This window comes from Mesorhizobium sp. P2_F7 (genome assembly GCF_056403695.1).
This window is the reverse complement of record NZ_JBFUFA010000002.1, coordinates 785,001-800,169: the sequence shown is the minus strand read 5'-3', so window position 1 is coordinate 800,169 and position 15,169 is coordinate 785,001. Positions and strand designations below refer to the sequence as shown.

Here is a 15,169-nt window from a genome sequence, read left to right as displayed (position 1 = left end):
TTGGTTCACGTACCTATGAGAGAGAGTATGGCTTGCGCGGCCACATCCGTTCCAGGGGTCAGCGCCATCCGGGCTGCATTCTCCCTGAGGCGGGCGCGCATCACATCGTCGGCCAGCAGGCCGAGAATGGCTCTCTCCAATCCCCCTTCGGTCCAGGCATCGCGACCGATATGGTCGCCGACGCCCGTCTCTCCCGCGCGTTGCGCATTGTCATGTCCGTCCCAGCAATAGGGCACGATCAGCGACGGCACGCCAAAGCGCAGTGCCTCGCAAAAGCTGTTGTTGCCTCCGTGGTGAATAAACAGGTCCGATTTCGCCACCACCGAAGGCTGCGGAAACCAGGCGTCGAGATAGACATTGTCCGGCACCGCGCGATAGGCATCGCGCAGGCCGCCGACGTTGACGATGAAGCGCGCCGGCAGCCTGTCGAAGACGGTGAGCATCCGCTCGATCAGCCCGACATCCATGGCGCCCAAGCTGCCGAAGCTGACATAGACCAGCGGCCCGCCATTGCGCGGAAACACCGGCACCTCGAACGGCCCTTCCGACCGTACGCAGCCTTCGAGATAGACAAAGCGCTCCGGATCGAGCGGCTCGGCGCGCTCACGCCGCACGATCGTTGGCGTCAGCAGCAGGTTGAGGTCGGGCGATGTTTCGAGGAACAGCCCCTTGGGCAACGGCGTCAGACCGGCATCCGCGCGAAACCGGTTGAAGCGGTCATGCGCCGGCGCTGATGCCGCGAGATAGCGCGCCTCGAACGCCGCGCGTTGCGGGTCGTTGGCAGCCATCCCGGACAGATAAGGTGGGACCTCGGCATCCGGCAGCTCCGTCTCGGCGCAGGAGACGACGCGCACCCACGGGCAACCGGCGGCTGCGATCGCCGGAAACATGATGACATTGTCGAGCACCACCGCATCCGGCTTCAGCCGCGCCAGCAATTGGCGCAGCGGCGCCTCGGCATTGACAGCGGTATCGACGATCGCCTGCCAGGTCGGCGCGACATAGGTTTCGAGCTGGTCGATCGGGCTCAGCCGGAAATGCGGCAGGTGCCGCCGCACGAAGGCCTGCCAGTAGCTCTGGCGCTCGCTGTCGCTCAGCGGCTCGTCAGTCGGCAGCTGGTATTCCTGGAAACCGTAGTCGGCAAAGACGCCGGAGAAACCGGCATGGCAAATGAAGACGGGCCGGGCGCCCCTGGCGCGCAATGCCTGCGCGATACCGACGCAATTCAACGCGGCGCCGAAACTGGCTTCGGGAAACAGCGCGATGGTCGGGCTGGCTTTACGCGTCAATTATTCCTCTTCAGTCCGGCCGGCTGATCATGCCGAACAGTGCGGGCGCGCCGCGGCTGGCCGCCTGCGGTCGCTGGTTGCGGGAGAGCCGCAGGTGGATGCGAAGCAGATCGGCAGCCACCTCATACTGCCGGCTTTCAAGATAGTCGAGTATGCCTAAGTGTTCGCGGAGCGATTGCCGCAGCCGAAACACGTTGACGCCGGCATAGATGCCCGGCAGCCGGCGCAGGCGCAGATGATCGGCCAGCGCATCCGACACAAAGCGGTTGGCGCAGCCCTCCGCGATCATGCCGTGGAAATCCATGTCCAAGCGCTGGAACTCGCGCGTGTCCAAGGTCGCGTCCGGCAATGCCGAAAGCGCTTCCATGCCCTGGCGCAACGCCGCCGCCCGCGCACCGTCCAGCCGGAAGCCGGGCGTCAGGATCGCCGCCGGCTCCATCAGCAGCCGGAACTCGTAGCTTTCGCCTTGCGCCTCCGGATCGTCCGGAGCGCGGCGAAACAGCCAGGACTGGCCGGGCGCGCGGTCGAGCAGATTCTCTTCCGTCAGTTTATTCAGCGCTTTTAGTACCGTCTTGCGGTCGGCATCGTACCGCCGCATCAGCCCTGCGACGGTCACCGTCTGGTCAAGCCTTCGCGCCGAGCGATCGCGCAGGATCGCTTCGGCAAGCTCGTCTTCCTCAGCACTGGGAAGCTCGGCGGCAATGGCCGGCTGCGCGGCGAGGTCGACCGCCAGATGATAACCGGAATCGGCCTCCCAGCGCACGACACCTCGCTCTGCGAGCAGGCTGAGTGCGGCACGAACCGGTGTGCGCGAGACATTGCACAGCGAGGCGATCTGCTGCTCGGGCAGGCGGGCGCCGGGCTCGAAGCCGCGCTGGCGCGCGACATCGAGGATGCGCTGCGCCAGATCGAGATGGTTGGTGCGAGGTCGTCGGGCTGCTGCTTGCATGACAATTCTCAGAATACGAATGTGACCGCATTGGTTTGGCCGATCGCCAGTACGAGCACAATCGGTCAGATTCTTCGGTCTGGTGACAAATTATGGATTGACGTACTTTTTTCTGCAATAGTACTGTCAGCATAATCGGCAAGAAAGACCGAGGGAACAGGATCGAGGCAGCGGCGCGGGTCGCCGGCCTTGGTCCGCAAATGAATTCGACGATCAAACCGAATGGGAGTCTGCCATGACCGCTACCAGCCTGCGGCGCCGTGCGCTCAAAATATCCTCAATCGCTCTTGGCCTTGCCATGGCGCTGTCGGCGCCGGCGACGGCCGCCGATCTCGTCATTTCCAACTGGGACGGATACATGGCGCCCGATGCCATGGCCGCCTTCAAGACCGCGACCGGCGTCTCTGGCGAAGTGGTGGTGCACGCCACCAATGAAGAGATCATGGGCAAGCTGATTGCTGCCGGCGGCAAGGGCTATGACGTGGTCTTCGTCTCCTCGCCCTTCGCCGAGGTGCTCAACAAGCTCGGCCTGACCGAGCCGGTCGACCACGCCAAGATCCCCAACCTCGCCAACCTCTATCCCGAAGCAACAAAACTGCCGCACGATGTCGGCAACAATTTCTCGGTGCCCTACACCTGGGGCACGACAGGCCTGTGCTACCGTTCGGATCTGGTCAAGACGGCGCCCACCAGCTGGAGCGACCTGCTGGCGCCCTCCGACGAGTTGAAGGGCAAGACGACCATGCTGGCGACCGATCGCTGGCTGCTGGCCGCCGGGCAGCTCGACAAGGGCTATTCCGTCAACGAGACCGACCCGGCCAAGATGGCTGAGGTCAAGGACCTCTTGATCTCGGCCAAGAAGACCTTGCTCGCCTATGACGACACGACCTTCTACTCCAAGCTGGTCTCCGGCGAGGCGTTGATGGTGCAGGCCTGGGACGGCTGGTGCAATTACGGCATCGCTGACAAGCCCGAGATCAAATACGTCATCCCGAAGGAAGGTTCGGACCTGTGGGTCGACACGATGGTGGTGATGAAGGCGTCCGAGCACAAGGACGACGCCTTCAAGTTCATCAACTTCATGCTCGACGCCAAGAACCACGCCTGGGCGGCGCAGAACATCGACTACAAGGTGCCGAACAAGCCGGCGATGGAAAGCCTGCCGGCCGACTTCCTGGCAAAGTTCCCCAACATGGCGATGCCGGTGGCCGACCTCGTCAAGTTCGAACAACTGCGTGACGTCGGCGAGGCCCAGCGCGACTATTCCAAGATCGTCAGCGAGATCAAGGCCGCGCAGTAAGCGGCGAAGACATCACGGCCGGCAGCGCCTGCTGCCGGCCCTGAGCGGTATCCAAACATTGTCCCAGACCCGACTTCGCTCCTCCCTGTTGATGGCTCCCGCGCTGGTCTGGCTGACCGCGTTGATGGTGGTTCCATGCGCATTGGTGCTGGCGCTCGCCTTCTTCCGGCGCGGCATCTATGGCGGCATCGACTACACTTTTACGCTGGAGAATTTCGGCCTGGTCTTCGACCCGCTCTATGCCGGGATATTCCTGAAGTCCGCGCGCATTGCCGGCACCGCCACGCTGATCGCTGTGGTGATCGGCTATGCCGCCGCCTATGCCATCGCAGCTGCCCCGCGCCGGTGGCAGCCGGTGTTCCTGTTCTTTGCCGTGCTGCCGTTCTGGTCCAATTACCTGATCCGCACCTATGCCTGGATCGTGCTGCTTAATCGCGAGGGCCTGATCACGCAGCTCTTGCGCTGGTTCGGCTACACCGGCGAGCCGCCCTCGATGCTCTACACTGAAGGCGCCGTCATTGCCGGCCTCGTCTACAATTACCTGCCCTTCGTCATCCTCGCCTGCTACGCGCCGCTGTCGCGGCTCAACCCGGAACTGGCCGAGGCCTCGCGCGATCTCGGCGCTTCCGCCGCCACGACGTTCCGCCGTGTCATCCTGCCGCTCACCGTGCCCGGCATCGCCGCCGGTGCCGTCTTCGTCTTCGTGCTGTCGATCGGCAATTTCGTCACCCCGGCGCTGCTCGGCGGCGGCCGTTTCCAGATGATCGGCAACCTCGTCTACGACCAGTTCCTGACCGCCAATGACTGGCCCTTCGGTGCCGCACTCGCCATGGCGTTGATCGCCATCATGCTTCTGGTGCTGATGGCGCAGGCGCTGGCCGCTGACCGCGCCGCGGGACGGGCAGCAGAGGCGAGCGGAGGCGCCGATGGCTGAGCGCTCCCCCGCGACGCGGCGCACGCTCCGGCTCGTGCTCAGCCTCGTCTTCGCCTTCCTCTACATCCCCATCGCCGTGCTGGTGGCGCTGTCCTTCAACGAAGGCGGATTGCCGACGGCGTGGTCGGGCTTTTCGCTGAAATGGTATGCTTCTCTTGCTTCCAACAACGCCATCCTGTCGGCAGCGCTGAACACGCTGATCGTGGCTTTGGTGTCCACAGCCATCGCCACGCTGCTCGGCACGCTGCTGGCCATCGGCGTCGAGATGCGCCGGCACTACGGCAAGGGGCTCGAAGCCCTGATCTTCGCGCCGATGATCATCCCCGACATCGTGCTGGCGATCGCGCTGCTGTCGTTCTTTTCCATGCTGAACCTGACCATGGGCCTGCACACCATCATCCTCGCCCATGTCGTCTTCAACCTCGCCTTCGTCTGCTCGGTCGTGCGTGCCCGGCTGAAGAGCTTCGATTGGTCGATTGTCGAGGCCTCGGCGGATCTCGGCGCCTCCGCCATCACCACCTTCCGGCGCGTGACCTTGCCGGTCATCCTGCCGGCGGTTATCGCCGGTGCGCTGCTCGCCTTCACCCTGTCGGTCGACGAGTTCATCATCGCCTTCTTCACCGCCGGCGCCGGCCGCGCCTCGACCACGCTGCCGATGCAGATCTACGCCATGATCCGCTTCGGCATCACGCCGGAGATCAACGCGCTGGCGACCATCGTCATGGCTGTTTCGATCACCGCGCTCACCCTGTCGCAGCGGCTCAACCGCGGGATCATCGGCCAATGAGCGAACCGCGCACGCTGCTGGCCATCGATCACGTGTCGAAGAATTTCGGCCGCGTCACCGCCGTCGACGGTATTTCGCTCGACATCAGGGAGAACGAGTTCTTCGCGCTGCTCGGGCCCTCCGGCTGCGGCAAGACGACTTTGCTGCGCATGCTGGCCGGCTTCGAGACGCCCAGCGACGGCCGCATCCTGCTCGACGGCAAGGACATCGCCCGCACCCCGCCCAACAAGCGGCCGGTCAATCTGATGTTCCAGTCCTACGCGCTGTTCCCGCATATGAGCGTCCGCGCCAACGTCTCCTATGGCCTCGAGATGGAGCGTTTGCCGAAGGCTGAAATCCGCTCCCGCGTCGATGCCATCCTGGCGACGACCGAACTCGTCCCCTTCGCCGACCGCAAGCCGGAGCAATTGTCGGGCGGCCAGAAGCAGCGCGTTGCGCTCGCCCGTGCACTGGTCAAGCGGCCGCGGCTGCTGCTGCTCGACGAACCGCTCGGCGCGCTCGACAAGAAACTGCGCGGCGCCATGCAGCTGGAACTGAAGCGCCTGCAGCACGAGGTCGGCATCACCTTCGTCATCGTCACCCACGACCAGGAAGAATCGCTGGTCATGGCCGACCGCATGGCGGTGCTGAAGGACGGCAGACTGCTGCAATGCGACACGCCGCATGCGATCTACGAGCATCCCGCCGACCGTTTCGTCGCCGACTTCATCGGCGTCATGAATTTCGTCCCGGGCAAGGCGTCAGCCGATGGCGTGATCGCCACGAACGGCGCGCGTATCGCCGGGAAGGTTCCCGCCGCGCTTGCATCCGGCGCGCCCGCCGTCGCCTCAGTGCGGCCCGAACGCATCCGGCTGTTCCCAGAGGCACAGACCGCCAACCGCACCAACGGCACGGTCGAGGCGCTCGCCTATCACGGCCTCGACTTGCAACTGCATGTGCGCACGCCGCTGTCGCCCAAACCGTTCCTGGTGCGCGTCACCGCCGATGCCGCCGACCGTCGGCCGGTCTCGTCGGGCGACCAGATCGAACTCGGCTGGGATGCCGCCGATGTCAGAATTTTCGCAGAATAGGAGAAGCTTGATGGCGCAGAAGACGATCGCGTTTTTCCCCGAGGCCGCTTACGGCCCGGCGCTCAATTCCGTCGGCATCGCGCAGGCCGTCGAGGCGCGCGGCCACAAGGCTGTGTTCCTGTCCGACCCCGGCTTCGTCGATGTCTACAAGGGTTACGGCTTCGAGGCGCACCCGGTGAACCTGTCGGAGCCGATGCCGCCCGAACAGATGGCTAAATTCTGGGAGGATTTCATCAATGGCCACATCCCGAATTTTCGCAAATCGCCCTACGACCAGGTCGACAACTATGTGAAGGATTGCTGGACGGCGATCGTCGACAGCGCCAAATGGGCGCAAAAGGATTTGCCGCGCGTGCTGGCCGCCATCAAGCCTGATGTCATCTGCGTCGACAACGTTATCCTGTTCCCAGCCATCAAGCAGTTCGGCAAGCCGTGGGTGCGCGTCATCTCCTGCTCGGAAAACGAGATCGAGGATGAGGATATCCCGCCGCATCTGTCGGGCTGCGGCGAGAACGACCATGTCGGCCACCAGCGCTACCGCGACCATTTCAACGCCGTGATCAAGCCGATCCATGACGACTTCAACGCCTTCCTCACCGCCAACGACGAGGCACCCTATCCGGTCGGCCAGTTCTTCGAGGCCTCGCCCTATCTCAATCTGCTGCTCTATCCCGAAGCGGCAAAATTCAAGCGCCGCCATCCGCTCGACCCGGCAAAGTTCCAGTATCTCGAAGGCTGCGTGCGGCAGGAAAAGCCCTATACCGTGCCTACCTTCGCCGAGAACAATGACGGGCCGCTGCTCTATGTCTCTTTCGGCAGCCTCGGCGCCGGTGATATCGATTTGCTGAAGCGCATCATCGCGACGCTGGGCAAGACCCGCTACCGCGCGCTGGTCAATGTCGGCGGCTACAAGGATCAGTATACGGATATGCCGGGCAACGTCATCGTCGAAAGCTGGTTCCCGCAGCCCTCAGTCATTCCGCAGGTCGATGCCGTCATCCACCATGGCGGCAACAACTCGTTCACCGAGTGCCTCTATTTCGGCAAGCCGGCCATCATCATGCCCTATGTCTGGGACGGCCACGACAACGCCACCCGCGTCCAGGAAACCGGCCACGGCTTCGGCATGCCGCGCTACGACTGGAGCGATGCCCAGCTGATCAGCAGGATCGAGACCTGCCTGACCGATCCGAAGATGAAGGCCAAGCTGGCGAAGACCTCGGCGCAAATGCAGGCGCAGAACGGCCCGGAGAAGGCTGCCGGCTTGCTGGAGGCGCTGCTGTGACCTCGTCTGCCCCGCACCTCTACCAGGCCTCGACCCGCACCGATCTCGTCGACTGGGGCGCGCAAGCCGATGCGTTGGACGGCGCTTCGCACTCGACCGGCAGGCTTGTCCACAAGGGGCCGAACAACCAGCCGGAATCCGGCATCTGGGTCTGCACGCCCGGCCGCTGGCGCCTCTCGATCCCGCGCGATGAATTGTGCCATTTCGTTGCCGGCCGCGCGACCTACCGCTCGGATGTCGGCGAAGTGATAGAAGTCGCGGCCGGGACCGTGGTCATGTTCCCTGCCGGCTGGACGGGCGAATGCACCGTGCATGAGACCATGCGCAACGTCTACATGCTGGCCTGACATCGCCGCGTAGGGGAGCTTCACAACATGCCGACACCGCATTGGCCGCAGGCCTCGACCGTGGAACTGGAGGATTGGGGCGCGGGCAGCAACACGCTTGCCGGCTCGCCGCGCGCCTCGGGTAAGATCCTGTCACAGAACCCGGACGGTTCGAGCGAATGCGGCCTGTGGTCGTGCACGCCGGGCTCGCGAAAAGTCACCTTTGCCGCCGACGAGTTCTGCCATTTTCTGTCGGGCCAAGGGACCTATGTCCACGAGAATGGCGAACAGGTTCCGGTCGAGGCCGGCACGCTGGTGTTCTTTCCCGCCGGCTGGACCGGCACCTCCATCATCACGCAAACGCTGACCAAGGCCTTCATGTGCCGCTGAGCTCCAAGGAAACCGCTATGACCACGCCCATCATGCAATCCCCGCTTGCCATCACCGACCTCGTCGACTGGGGCGTCATCCCGACCATGATCGAAGGAGAGTCCAGCACCTCGGGCAAGCTGCTCTACAAGGGGCCGGAAGGCCGCTCCGAATGCGGCCTGTGGGTCTGCACCCCGGGCAAATGGCACTGCCACGTCACCCGCGACGAGTTCTGCCACTTCCTTGAGGGCCGCTGCACCTACGTCCATGAATCCGGCGAAGTGATCGAGATCGAGCCGGACACGGCAGCCTTCTTCCCGCAGGACTGGAAGGGCGTCTGTACTGTCCATGAGACGATCAAGAAGGTCTACATGATCCGCTGAGCGGGTCTCGAGAGGACGTCCATGCATTTCTCCCCCGACCGGCCGACCTTCTTCGTCAATCCGGACTACCGGCCGATGACCGGTGCGGCAAAACCGGTGATCGATCCGGCGACGCTGGAAACCGTCGGCGCTATCGCTGCCGCCAGCGACGGCGAGATCGACGCTGTGCTCACCGCGGCGACCACGGCGCAGGCCGCGTGGAAAGAACTCGACGCCAAGAGCCGGGCCAAGTACCTGCATGCCGTCGCCAACGCCATCGAGGCGGCCGACTTCACCCGCTGCGCCGAGCTGATGGTGCGCGAGATGGGCAAGCCCTATCCGGAAGCGATCGGCGAAATCGCCAATTGCGCGCCGATCTTCCGCTACTATGCCGAAATGGCGCGCGACGACGCCGGCAAGATCGCCGGTACGACACAGGCCGGCTCGTTCCAATATGCGCGCTACGAGCCGTATGGCGTCTCCGTCCACATCATGCCTTACAACTTTCCGATCCTGCTGATGTGCTGGACGGTGGCGGCATCGCTTGCCGCCGGCAATGCCTGCATCATCAAGCCGGCCGAGGCGACGACGCTGTCGACGCTCGACTATATGAGCGTATTCCGCTCCCTGCCTGAAGGACTTGTCTCCTGCCTGCCGGGCGCAGCCGCCACCGCACAGGCGCTGATCGCATCCGACCGCACCCACGCGGTTGCCTTCACCGGCTCGGTCACCGCCGGCAAGGCGGTGGCGGTCGCCTGCGCCGAACGCATGAAGCCGTGCGTCATCGAGGCAGGCGGCAGCGATCCGCTGATCATCAGCAAGCACGCCCCGCTGGAGGTCGCGGCGGCCGGTTCTGTCACCGCCGCCTTCCACCTGACCGGCCAGGTCTGCACCTCGGCCGAGCGCTTCTTCGTCGTCGATTCGGTGCACGACCGCTTTGTCGACCTGTTCGCCGAGAAGACGCGGGCGCTGCGCATCGGCAACGGCATGGACAAGACCGAGATCGGCCCGCTGGTCAGCGAAGCCGCGCGGGCGAAGGTCATGCGCTTGGTCGACGATGCTATCCGAAGCGGCGCCAAGGCAGTGACGGGAGGGCGCATCCCGTCGGCGCACAACACCGGCTGGTTCTACGAACCAACGATCCTGACCGGCGTCACCCCCGACATGGCGATCGTGCGCGAGGAGTGCTTTGGGCCCGTCGCCGCGATCTGCCGGGTCAAGGATTTCGACGAGGCGATCCGGCTCGCCAATGACAGCCCGTTCGGGCTCGGCGCCTCGGTGTTCACCACCGATCTCGCCGAGGCGCATGAGGCGGCAGAGCGGCTCGAGGCCGGCATGGTCTGGGTCAACAACCCGCTGATCGACAATGACGCCCTGCCCTTCGGCGGCTGGAAAGCCTCAGGCCTTGGCCGCGAGCTCGGCCGCCAGGGGCTCGACGCCTTCCGCCGCTCGAAGATGGTGATCATCGACCACAGACCGGCGATCCAGGACTGGTGGTATCCCTACCCCGACAGCTGGTTCCGAGAAACCGGCGGCCGCAAGCACGTATGAGGTGATCTGCCAGGGCTTTGCGTCAGCCGATGCCATGCCGCTCGCTCGCCTTGAATGCCTGGTCGCCAACCAATGGCGCCGCTCGGCGACAAGCTGTCCATAGGCGCCGGCTGCACATTGCACCCTGGCGGCTGCAGGCTTAAACCCAGGGTGGGCGCAAGAGGAGAGAACAGCGACAATGACCGATGCGAAACAGGAAACGGCCCCGACCCCGGCGGTCAACGCGCTGCCATTGTTCTACGCGAAGCCCGAGGCGCTGAATCCGCTGCGGCACGGCTCGCTTGGCCTGGCTGCGCGGGCCGATTTCTCCTTTGCCCGCACCGCGCACGCCATCCCCGTGGTCGCCTCGGAAATGCCGGCGGCGATGCGCTCTTATCCCATCGTCTTCATCGGCGACGCCAAGGCGCCGGTGATCATCACCGGCCTGCGCCAGGACCAGAACCTGTTCGTCGGCGCCGACGGCAAATGGGCGGAGCCGCATTACATCCCCGCCTATGTCCGCCGCTACCCCTTCATTCTCGCCGATGAATCGAAGACGACCGGCCGCCTGACGCTGTGCATCGACCGCGCCAGCGAACGCGTCGTCGAGCAGGCATCATCGCGCGCGGGCGGTGACAAGATCGTGCCCTTCTTCGACGGCAACGAGGCGGCCGAAGCCTCGAAACAGGCGCTCGCCTTCTGCAGCCAGTTCCAGACCGACTTCAATGCGACGCGTGCCATGATCGACAAGATCGACGCGCACGGCCTGTTCGCGCCGCGCCAGAGCAAGGTGACGCTGGAAGGCGGTGAGACCCTCAACCTCACCGACTTCCAGGTGATCGACGAGCCGGCCTTCAACAAGCTGAGCGACGAGGCGTTTCTCGACCTGAGGAAATCCGGCGCGCTGGCGCTGCTCTATTGCCACCTTGCCTCGAGCAACAGCTGGACATCGCTGGTCTATCAGGCATCGTTGCGGCGAGCCGGCTGAGGCGGCCAGCAGCGAAAAGCTTCGGCAAGGCGCGGGTTGTCTACATCAACAGCTCGCGCCGTCGCGTGCCGATCTCTCCACCGTTCAGATCATGCTGTTGTCATGCAGATCGCTTGTTGTGACGGGCTGGCGGACTTCCCAATGCTCGACGAGCTTGCCTTCCTGCAGCCGGAAGACGTCGACGATGGCGAGGCCTGCCTCTTGCGGTTCGCGCCTCGCGTGCATGTGCACGATGACGAAATCGCCGTCGGCGAAGATCCGTTTGACTTCGCCCTGCACCAGCGGAAAATTCTGCCTGAGCTGCCGCAGATAATCGCGAAAGCCCTGGGCGCCATCGGCGATATTGGGATTGTGTTGCGTGTAGCTCTCGCCGAAATGCGCCGAGGCGGCATCTATCTCCCCCCGGTTCACCGACTTCTCAATGAAGTCGAGCACGACGGCCTTGTTGCCTTCTTCGACCGTCGAATTGCCCGTCTTTGCCGTGTGTACGGATTGCTGGTCGCGCATCATGTCTGTCCTGTTGCTCGAGCTTCGGTGCGGCGCTGGTGATGCAGCAGCCATGGTCGAGATTCTCGCTGACAGTTGTGAGATAATCGATGGGTAGGAGTTGCATATTCGTATCCGACCGTCTCAGATTGCTTGATATGACGAGGCAGGAGTTGCTGGGCCGTGGATGTATTGTCGGATGTCCTGGCCTCGGTACGTCTGGGCAGCGTCTTGATCGGCACCGCCGCGTTGAGGCGGCCTTGGGGTATCTCGGTCGAGCCGATGAGGAACGCCGCCATACACCTCGTGCAGCGTGGCGAATGCTGGCTGCGCCTGGCCGGCGAACTCATTCGTGTGTCGGAAGGCGACTTAATCCTCGTCGGCAGCGGAGTGGGGCATACGCTTAGCGACCCGGTAGACGCGCCATTGTCATCCATGGCCGCGGCGCTATCGGCGAGGTCGAGCCAACAACCAGGCGACAACGCAGGCACGACGCTTCTGTGCGCCAAATATCAGCTGGACGGGAGCGGCCCGCATCCAATGATATCGCTGCTGCCGCCACTGATCCATCTGACCCGTGCGCAGATAGAAGCCAACGCACCGTTGCGTCTGGCGACGGAGCTGCTGCGGGTCGAAGCAAGCGGCGACCTCACCGGCCATGACCTCGTCGCGCCGCGCCTTCTGGACAGCGTGCTGGTCTTCCTGCTGCGGGCCTGGATCGAAAGCCAGCCGCTTGGCACGGCGGGCTGGTTCGGGGCCCTGCGCGACAAGGGGGTGGCACAAGCGCTTCGTCTCATCCACGAGCGCCCGGCTGCCCTCTGGACTGTCGCATCGTTGGCTGCCGGTGCCTCGCAATCACGGGCCACGTTCGCGCGGCGGTTTACGCGACTGGTCGGTGAGCCACCGCTGGCCTATGTCACGCGATGGCGGATGAATCTCGCGGCCAAGGCGCTCAGGGAAACCAACCGCACTGTTGACGAGATCGGACGAGCGGTCGGCTACGAATCGGCGCCTTCGTTCTCGCAGGCTTTCACCCGGCTGATCGGCCAGGCCCCGGGTCGCTATCGCCGAAGTTTGCAGCCGCTTGGCCCAACGACCTGACCTCTCTGATATCAGCTCGCGGGCAACCAAAAGTAAGTAGAGGCTTACCGGCTTGGCTGCCTGGTCGCTATGCGATCGAGGCGGTTTTCCTATCGTGCTGCAGGGATGAAGCCGCCACGGCCAGATCGGCAGATATCACTGATCGTGCAAATCTCGGTCGCCTGGACGTCGCGCTTAGCCGATGACCGCGATAGCATCGACCTCTATCAGGTAGCCTGGAGACATCACAGCTATCCCGACCACGACGTTTGCTGGCTTGTGATTCCCGAACAGCTCGATCTGGGCCTGTTCGATGATCGGCACGTGTTCGTCGCGTTTGTAGTCGACGATGTAGATTGTAATCTTGCAGACGTGCTCAGGCCGAGCACCGGCGGCAGCAAGCGCACGGCCCAGATTTCCGAACGCCAGGCGTGCCTGGGCTGCGAAATCGCCATGGCCAACGAGCTTGCCGTGTATGTCTTCCGGCTGCTGCCCCGAGACGAACACCAGCTTGCTTCCTGTCGCGACGACGACCTGGCTATAGATTTCCGGAACGGGCAGATCTTTGGGATTCGAGCGGCATTGAAGTGGTCTCCTGCTTATGGCTGACTGGCGCGGATCAAAATACGAGGGTCTGTTTGCGGATCTACGACATTGTCGTCGGAGCGGGCGCTCCGTCACAATCTCACTTGAACAACCGCTAGCGTCCACATTTCAGCACGCGGCGCACTGTTCCGCTCCGTCTCGTCGAGAAGGCAACAGGGTTAAGTCAGGCTGCCATGCGCTACGCGTCGAGCATGGTGCAGTATGGACCTTCGGCCAGACGGAAAGCCGCCGATGGGCTCAAGCAGGCAGCGGTGGTTGAACCAGCCCGGCCGACCTCCAGATACAAAAAGGCCCGCGCGAGGCGGGCCTGTATTTGGTTGCGGGGACAGGATTTGAACCTGTGACCTTCAGGTTATGAGCCTGACGAGCTACCGGGCTGCTCCACCCCGCGTCAACTTGTGTGTAGGCCGGTGTCTTTAGACAGGATGGCCTATAGATAGATAGATGGCTCACCAAATGAAAGGGCCGCTTGCGCGGCCCGATGTCCCTTGGCGGGCCTTTTCGTGCGGAGAAGATTTAGCATCCGATTGGATGTGATTTCGCTTCATCCAATTTCTGGATGTAAGCAACGTGCGTTTAGCAGACCTGGCAGCGACCTACTCTCCCGCGTCTTGAGACGAAGTACCATCAGCGCTGGAGCGTTTCACGGCCGAGTTCGGAATGGGATCGGGTGCAGCCGCTCCGCCATAACCACCAGGTCGGCAAAACGCACGTTATTCGAGAAGCTTTTGAGCGATTGGCCACGACATTACATCAGGCGTAATGCCTGGGGCTCTGTCAGAGCTGTTCGCTGGTCTTTGTTGTGCCATCCATCTGACTTTGTCAGATGGGCATAAGGAATGAGAACGATCAAGCCGATCGAACTATTAGTACCGGTAAGCTTCAAGCGTTGCCGCTCTTCCACACCCGGCCTATCAACGTGGTCGTCTTCCACGGTTCTCAGGGAATACTCGTTTTAAGGTGGGTTTCCCGCTTAGATGCCTTCAGCGGTTATCCCGTCCGGATATAGCTACCCTGCTATGCGGCTGGCGCCACAACAGGTCCACCAGAGATCCGTCCATCCCGGTCCTCTCGTACTAGGGACAGATCCTTTCAATATTCCTACACCCACGGCAGATAGGGACCGAACTGTCTCACGACGTTCTGAACCCAACTCACGTACCGCTTTAAATGGCGAACAGCCATACCCTTGGGACCTGCTCCAGCCCCAGGATGCGATGAGTCGACATCGAGGTGCCAAACAACCCCGTCGATATGGACTCTTGGGGGTCATCAGCCTGTTATCCCCGGCGTACCTTTTATCCGTTGAGCGATGGCCCTTCCACGCGGGACCACCGGATCACTATGACCGACTTTCGTCTCTGCTCGACTTGTCAGTCTCGCAGTCAGGCAGGCTTATGCCATTGCACTCAGCGAACGATTTCCGACCGTTCTGAGCCCACCATCGCGCGCCTCCGTTACTCTTTAGGAGGCGACCGCCCCAGTCAAACTACCCACCATACATTGTCCCGGACCCGGATAACGGGCCGCGGTTAGACATCCATAGTAATAAGGGTGGTATTTCAAGGGTGGCTCCACCTGAGCTGGCGCCCAGGTTTCAAAGCCTACCACCTATCCTACACATGCCACTACGAATGCCAATGTAAAGCTATAGTAAAGGTGCACGGGGTCTTTCCGTCTAACCGCAGGAACCCCGCATCTTCACGGGGAATTCAATTTCACTGAGTCTATGCTGGAGACAGCGGGGAAGTCGTTACGCCATTCGTGCAGGTCGGAACTTACCCGACAAGGAATTTCGCTACCTTAGG

Annotated in this window: 15 protein-coding genes, 1 tRNA gene and 2 rRNA genes (1 of these 18 running past the window's edge); 11 read left to right on the top strand and 7 right to left on the bottom strand. The window is 63.0% G+C overall.

Annotation, left to right across the window (positions count from 1 at the left end):
* Positions 1-5: 5 nt before the first annotated feature.
* Entirely contained in the window at positions 6-1,289 is a 1,284-nt protein-coding gene (locus AC1DZ8_RS09280) for a glycosyltransferase (RefSeq protein WP_477310029.1), read from the bottom strand.
* Between the two features lie 10 nt (positions 1,290-1,299).
* On the bottom strand, positions 1,300-2,238 hold the full coding sequence (locus AC1DZ8_RS09275; RefSeq protein ID WP_477289237.1) for a GntR family transcriptional regulator: 939 nt from the start codon (positions 2,236-2,238) through the stop codon (positions 1,300-1,302).
* Between the two features lie 235 nt (positions 2,239-2,473).
* On the opposite strand from AC1DZ8_RS09275, the gene AC1DZ8_RS09270 reads away from it, so the two are divergent.
* The 10 genes from AC1DZ8_RS09270 (at position 2,474) to AC1DZ8_RS09225 (ending at position 11,189) form a co-directional block, all read left to right on the top strand.
* On the top strand, positions 2,474-3,538 hold the full coding sequence (locus AC1DZ8_RS09270; RefSeq protein ID WP_477310026.1) for a polyamine ABC transporter substrate-binding protein: 1,065 nt from the start codon (positions 2,474-2,476) through the stop codon (positions 3,536-3,538).
* A gap of 91 nt (positions 3,539-3,629) precedes the next feature.
* Positions 3,630-4,472, top strand: coding sequence for an ABC transporter permease (locus tag AC1DZ8_RS09265; RefSeq protein ID WP_477310045.1), 843 nt, complete (start codon positions 3,630-3,632; stop codon positions 4,470-4,472).
* Positions 4,465-5,259: an ABC transporter permease gene (locus AC1DZ8_RS09260; RefSeq protein WP_477310024.1), complete on the top strand. Its 795-nt coding sequence runs from the start codon at positions 4,465-4,467 to the stop codon at positions 5,257-5,259. Before AC1DZ8_RS09265 ends, AC1DZ8_RS09260 begins: the two co-directional genes overlap by 8 nt.
* Complete coding sequence (locus AC1DZ8_RS09255; RefSeq protein WP_477310022.1) at positions 5,256-6,329, top strand: ABC transporter ATP-binding protein; 1,074 nt, start codon at positions 5,256-5,258, stop codon at positions 6,327-6,329. The genes AC1DZ8_RS09260 and AC1DZ8_RS09255 overlap by 4 nt, the downstream gene beginning before the upstream one ends.
* 10 nt (positions 6,330-6,339) lie before the next feature.
* Positions 6,340-7,614 carry a glycosyltransferase gene (locus AC1DZ8_RS09250; protein ID WP_477310020.1) on the top strand — a complete coding sequence of 425 codons (1,275 nt, stop codon included), beginning with the start codon at positions 6,340-6,342 and terminating at the stop codon, positions 7,612-7,614.
* On the top strand, positions 7,611-7,961 hold the full coding sequence (locus tag AC1DZ8_RS09245; RefSeq protein WP_477310018.1) for a cupin domain-containing protein: 351 nt from the start codon (positions 7,611-7,613) through the stop codon (positions 7,959-7,961). Before AC1DZ8_RS09250 ends, AC1DZ8_RS09245 begins: the two co-directional genes overlap by 4 nt.
* Positions 7,962-7,988: 27 nt before the next feature.
* Positions 7,989-8,330 (top strand): cupin domain-containing protein, encoded by a 342-nt coding sequence (locus AC1DZ8_RS09240; RefSeq protein ID WP_477310016.1) that lies wholly within the window; start codon positions 7,989-7,991, stop codon positions 8,328-8,330.
* Between the two features lie 17 nt (positions 8,331-8,347).
* Positions 8,348-8,692: a cupin domain-containing protein gene (locus AC1DZ8_RS09235; RefSeq protein WP_477310014.1), complete on the top strand. Its 345-nt coding sequence runs from the start codon at positions 8,348-8,350 to the stop codon at positions 8,690-8,692.
* Between the two features lie 21 nt (positions 8,693-8,713).
* Positions 8,714-10,222: an aldehyde dehydrogenase family protein gene (locus AC1DZ8_RS09230; RefSeq protein ID WP_477310012.1), complete on the top strand. Its 1,509-nt coding sequence runs from the start codon at positions 8,714-8,716 to the stop codon at positions 10,220-10,222.
* Positions 10,223-10,400: 178 nt separating this feature from the next.
* On the top strand, positions 10,401-11,189 hold the full coding sequence (locus AC1DZ8_RS09225) for a SapC family protein (RefSeq protein WP_477310010.1): 789 nt from the start codon (positions 10,401-10,403) through the stop codon (positions 11,187-11,189).
* 84 nt (positions 11,190-11,273) lie between these two features.
* On the opposite strand, the gene AC1DZ8_RS09220 is transcribed toward AC1DZ8_RS09225, so the two are convergent.
* On the bottom strand, positions 11,274-11,696 hold the full coding sequence (locus tag AC1DZ8_RS09220) for a nuclear transport factor 2 family protein (protein WP_477310009.1): 423 nt from the start codon (positions 11,694-11,696) through the stop codon (positions 11,274-11,276).
* Positions 11,697-11,858: 162 nt separating this feature from the next.
* Between AC1DZ8_RS09220 and AC1DZ8_RS09215 the strand changes: the two genes are divergently transcribed.
* On the top strand, positions 11,859-12,776 hold the full coding sequence (locus AC1DZ8_RS09215) for an AraC family transcriptional regulator (protein WP_477310007.1): 918 nt from the start codon (positions 11,859-11,861) through the stop codon (positions 12,774-12,776).
* A 174-nt stretch (positions 12,777-12,950) separates the two neighbouring features.
* On the opposite strand, the gene AC1DZ8_RS09210 is transcribed toward AC1DZ8_RS09215, so the two are convergent.
* The 4 genes from AC1DZ8_RS09210 to AC1DZ8_RS09195 form a co-directional block, all read right to left on the bottom strand.
* Positions 12,951-13,436, bottom strand: coding sequence for a RidA family protein (locus tag AC1DZ8_RS09210; protein ID WP_477400737.1), 486 nt, complete (start codon positions 13,434-13,436; stop codon positions 12,951-12,953).
* A 239-nt stretch (positions 13,437-13,675) separates the two neighbouring features.
* Positions 13,676-13,752, bottom strand: a tRNA-Met gene (locus tag AC1DZ8_RS09205).
* A gap of 192 nt (positions 13,753-13,944) precedes the next feature.
* Positions 13,945-14,059: ribosomal RNA gene (rrf, locus tag AC1DZ8_RS09200) — 5S ribosomal RNA — on the bottom strand.
* Positions 14,060-14,206: 147 nt separating this feature from the next.
* Positions 14,207-15,169: ribosomal RNA gene (locus AC1DZ8_RS09195) — 23S ribosomal RNA — on the bottom strand (it continues 1,839 nt past the right edge of the window).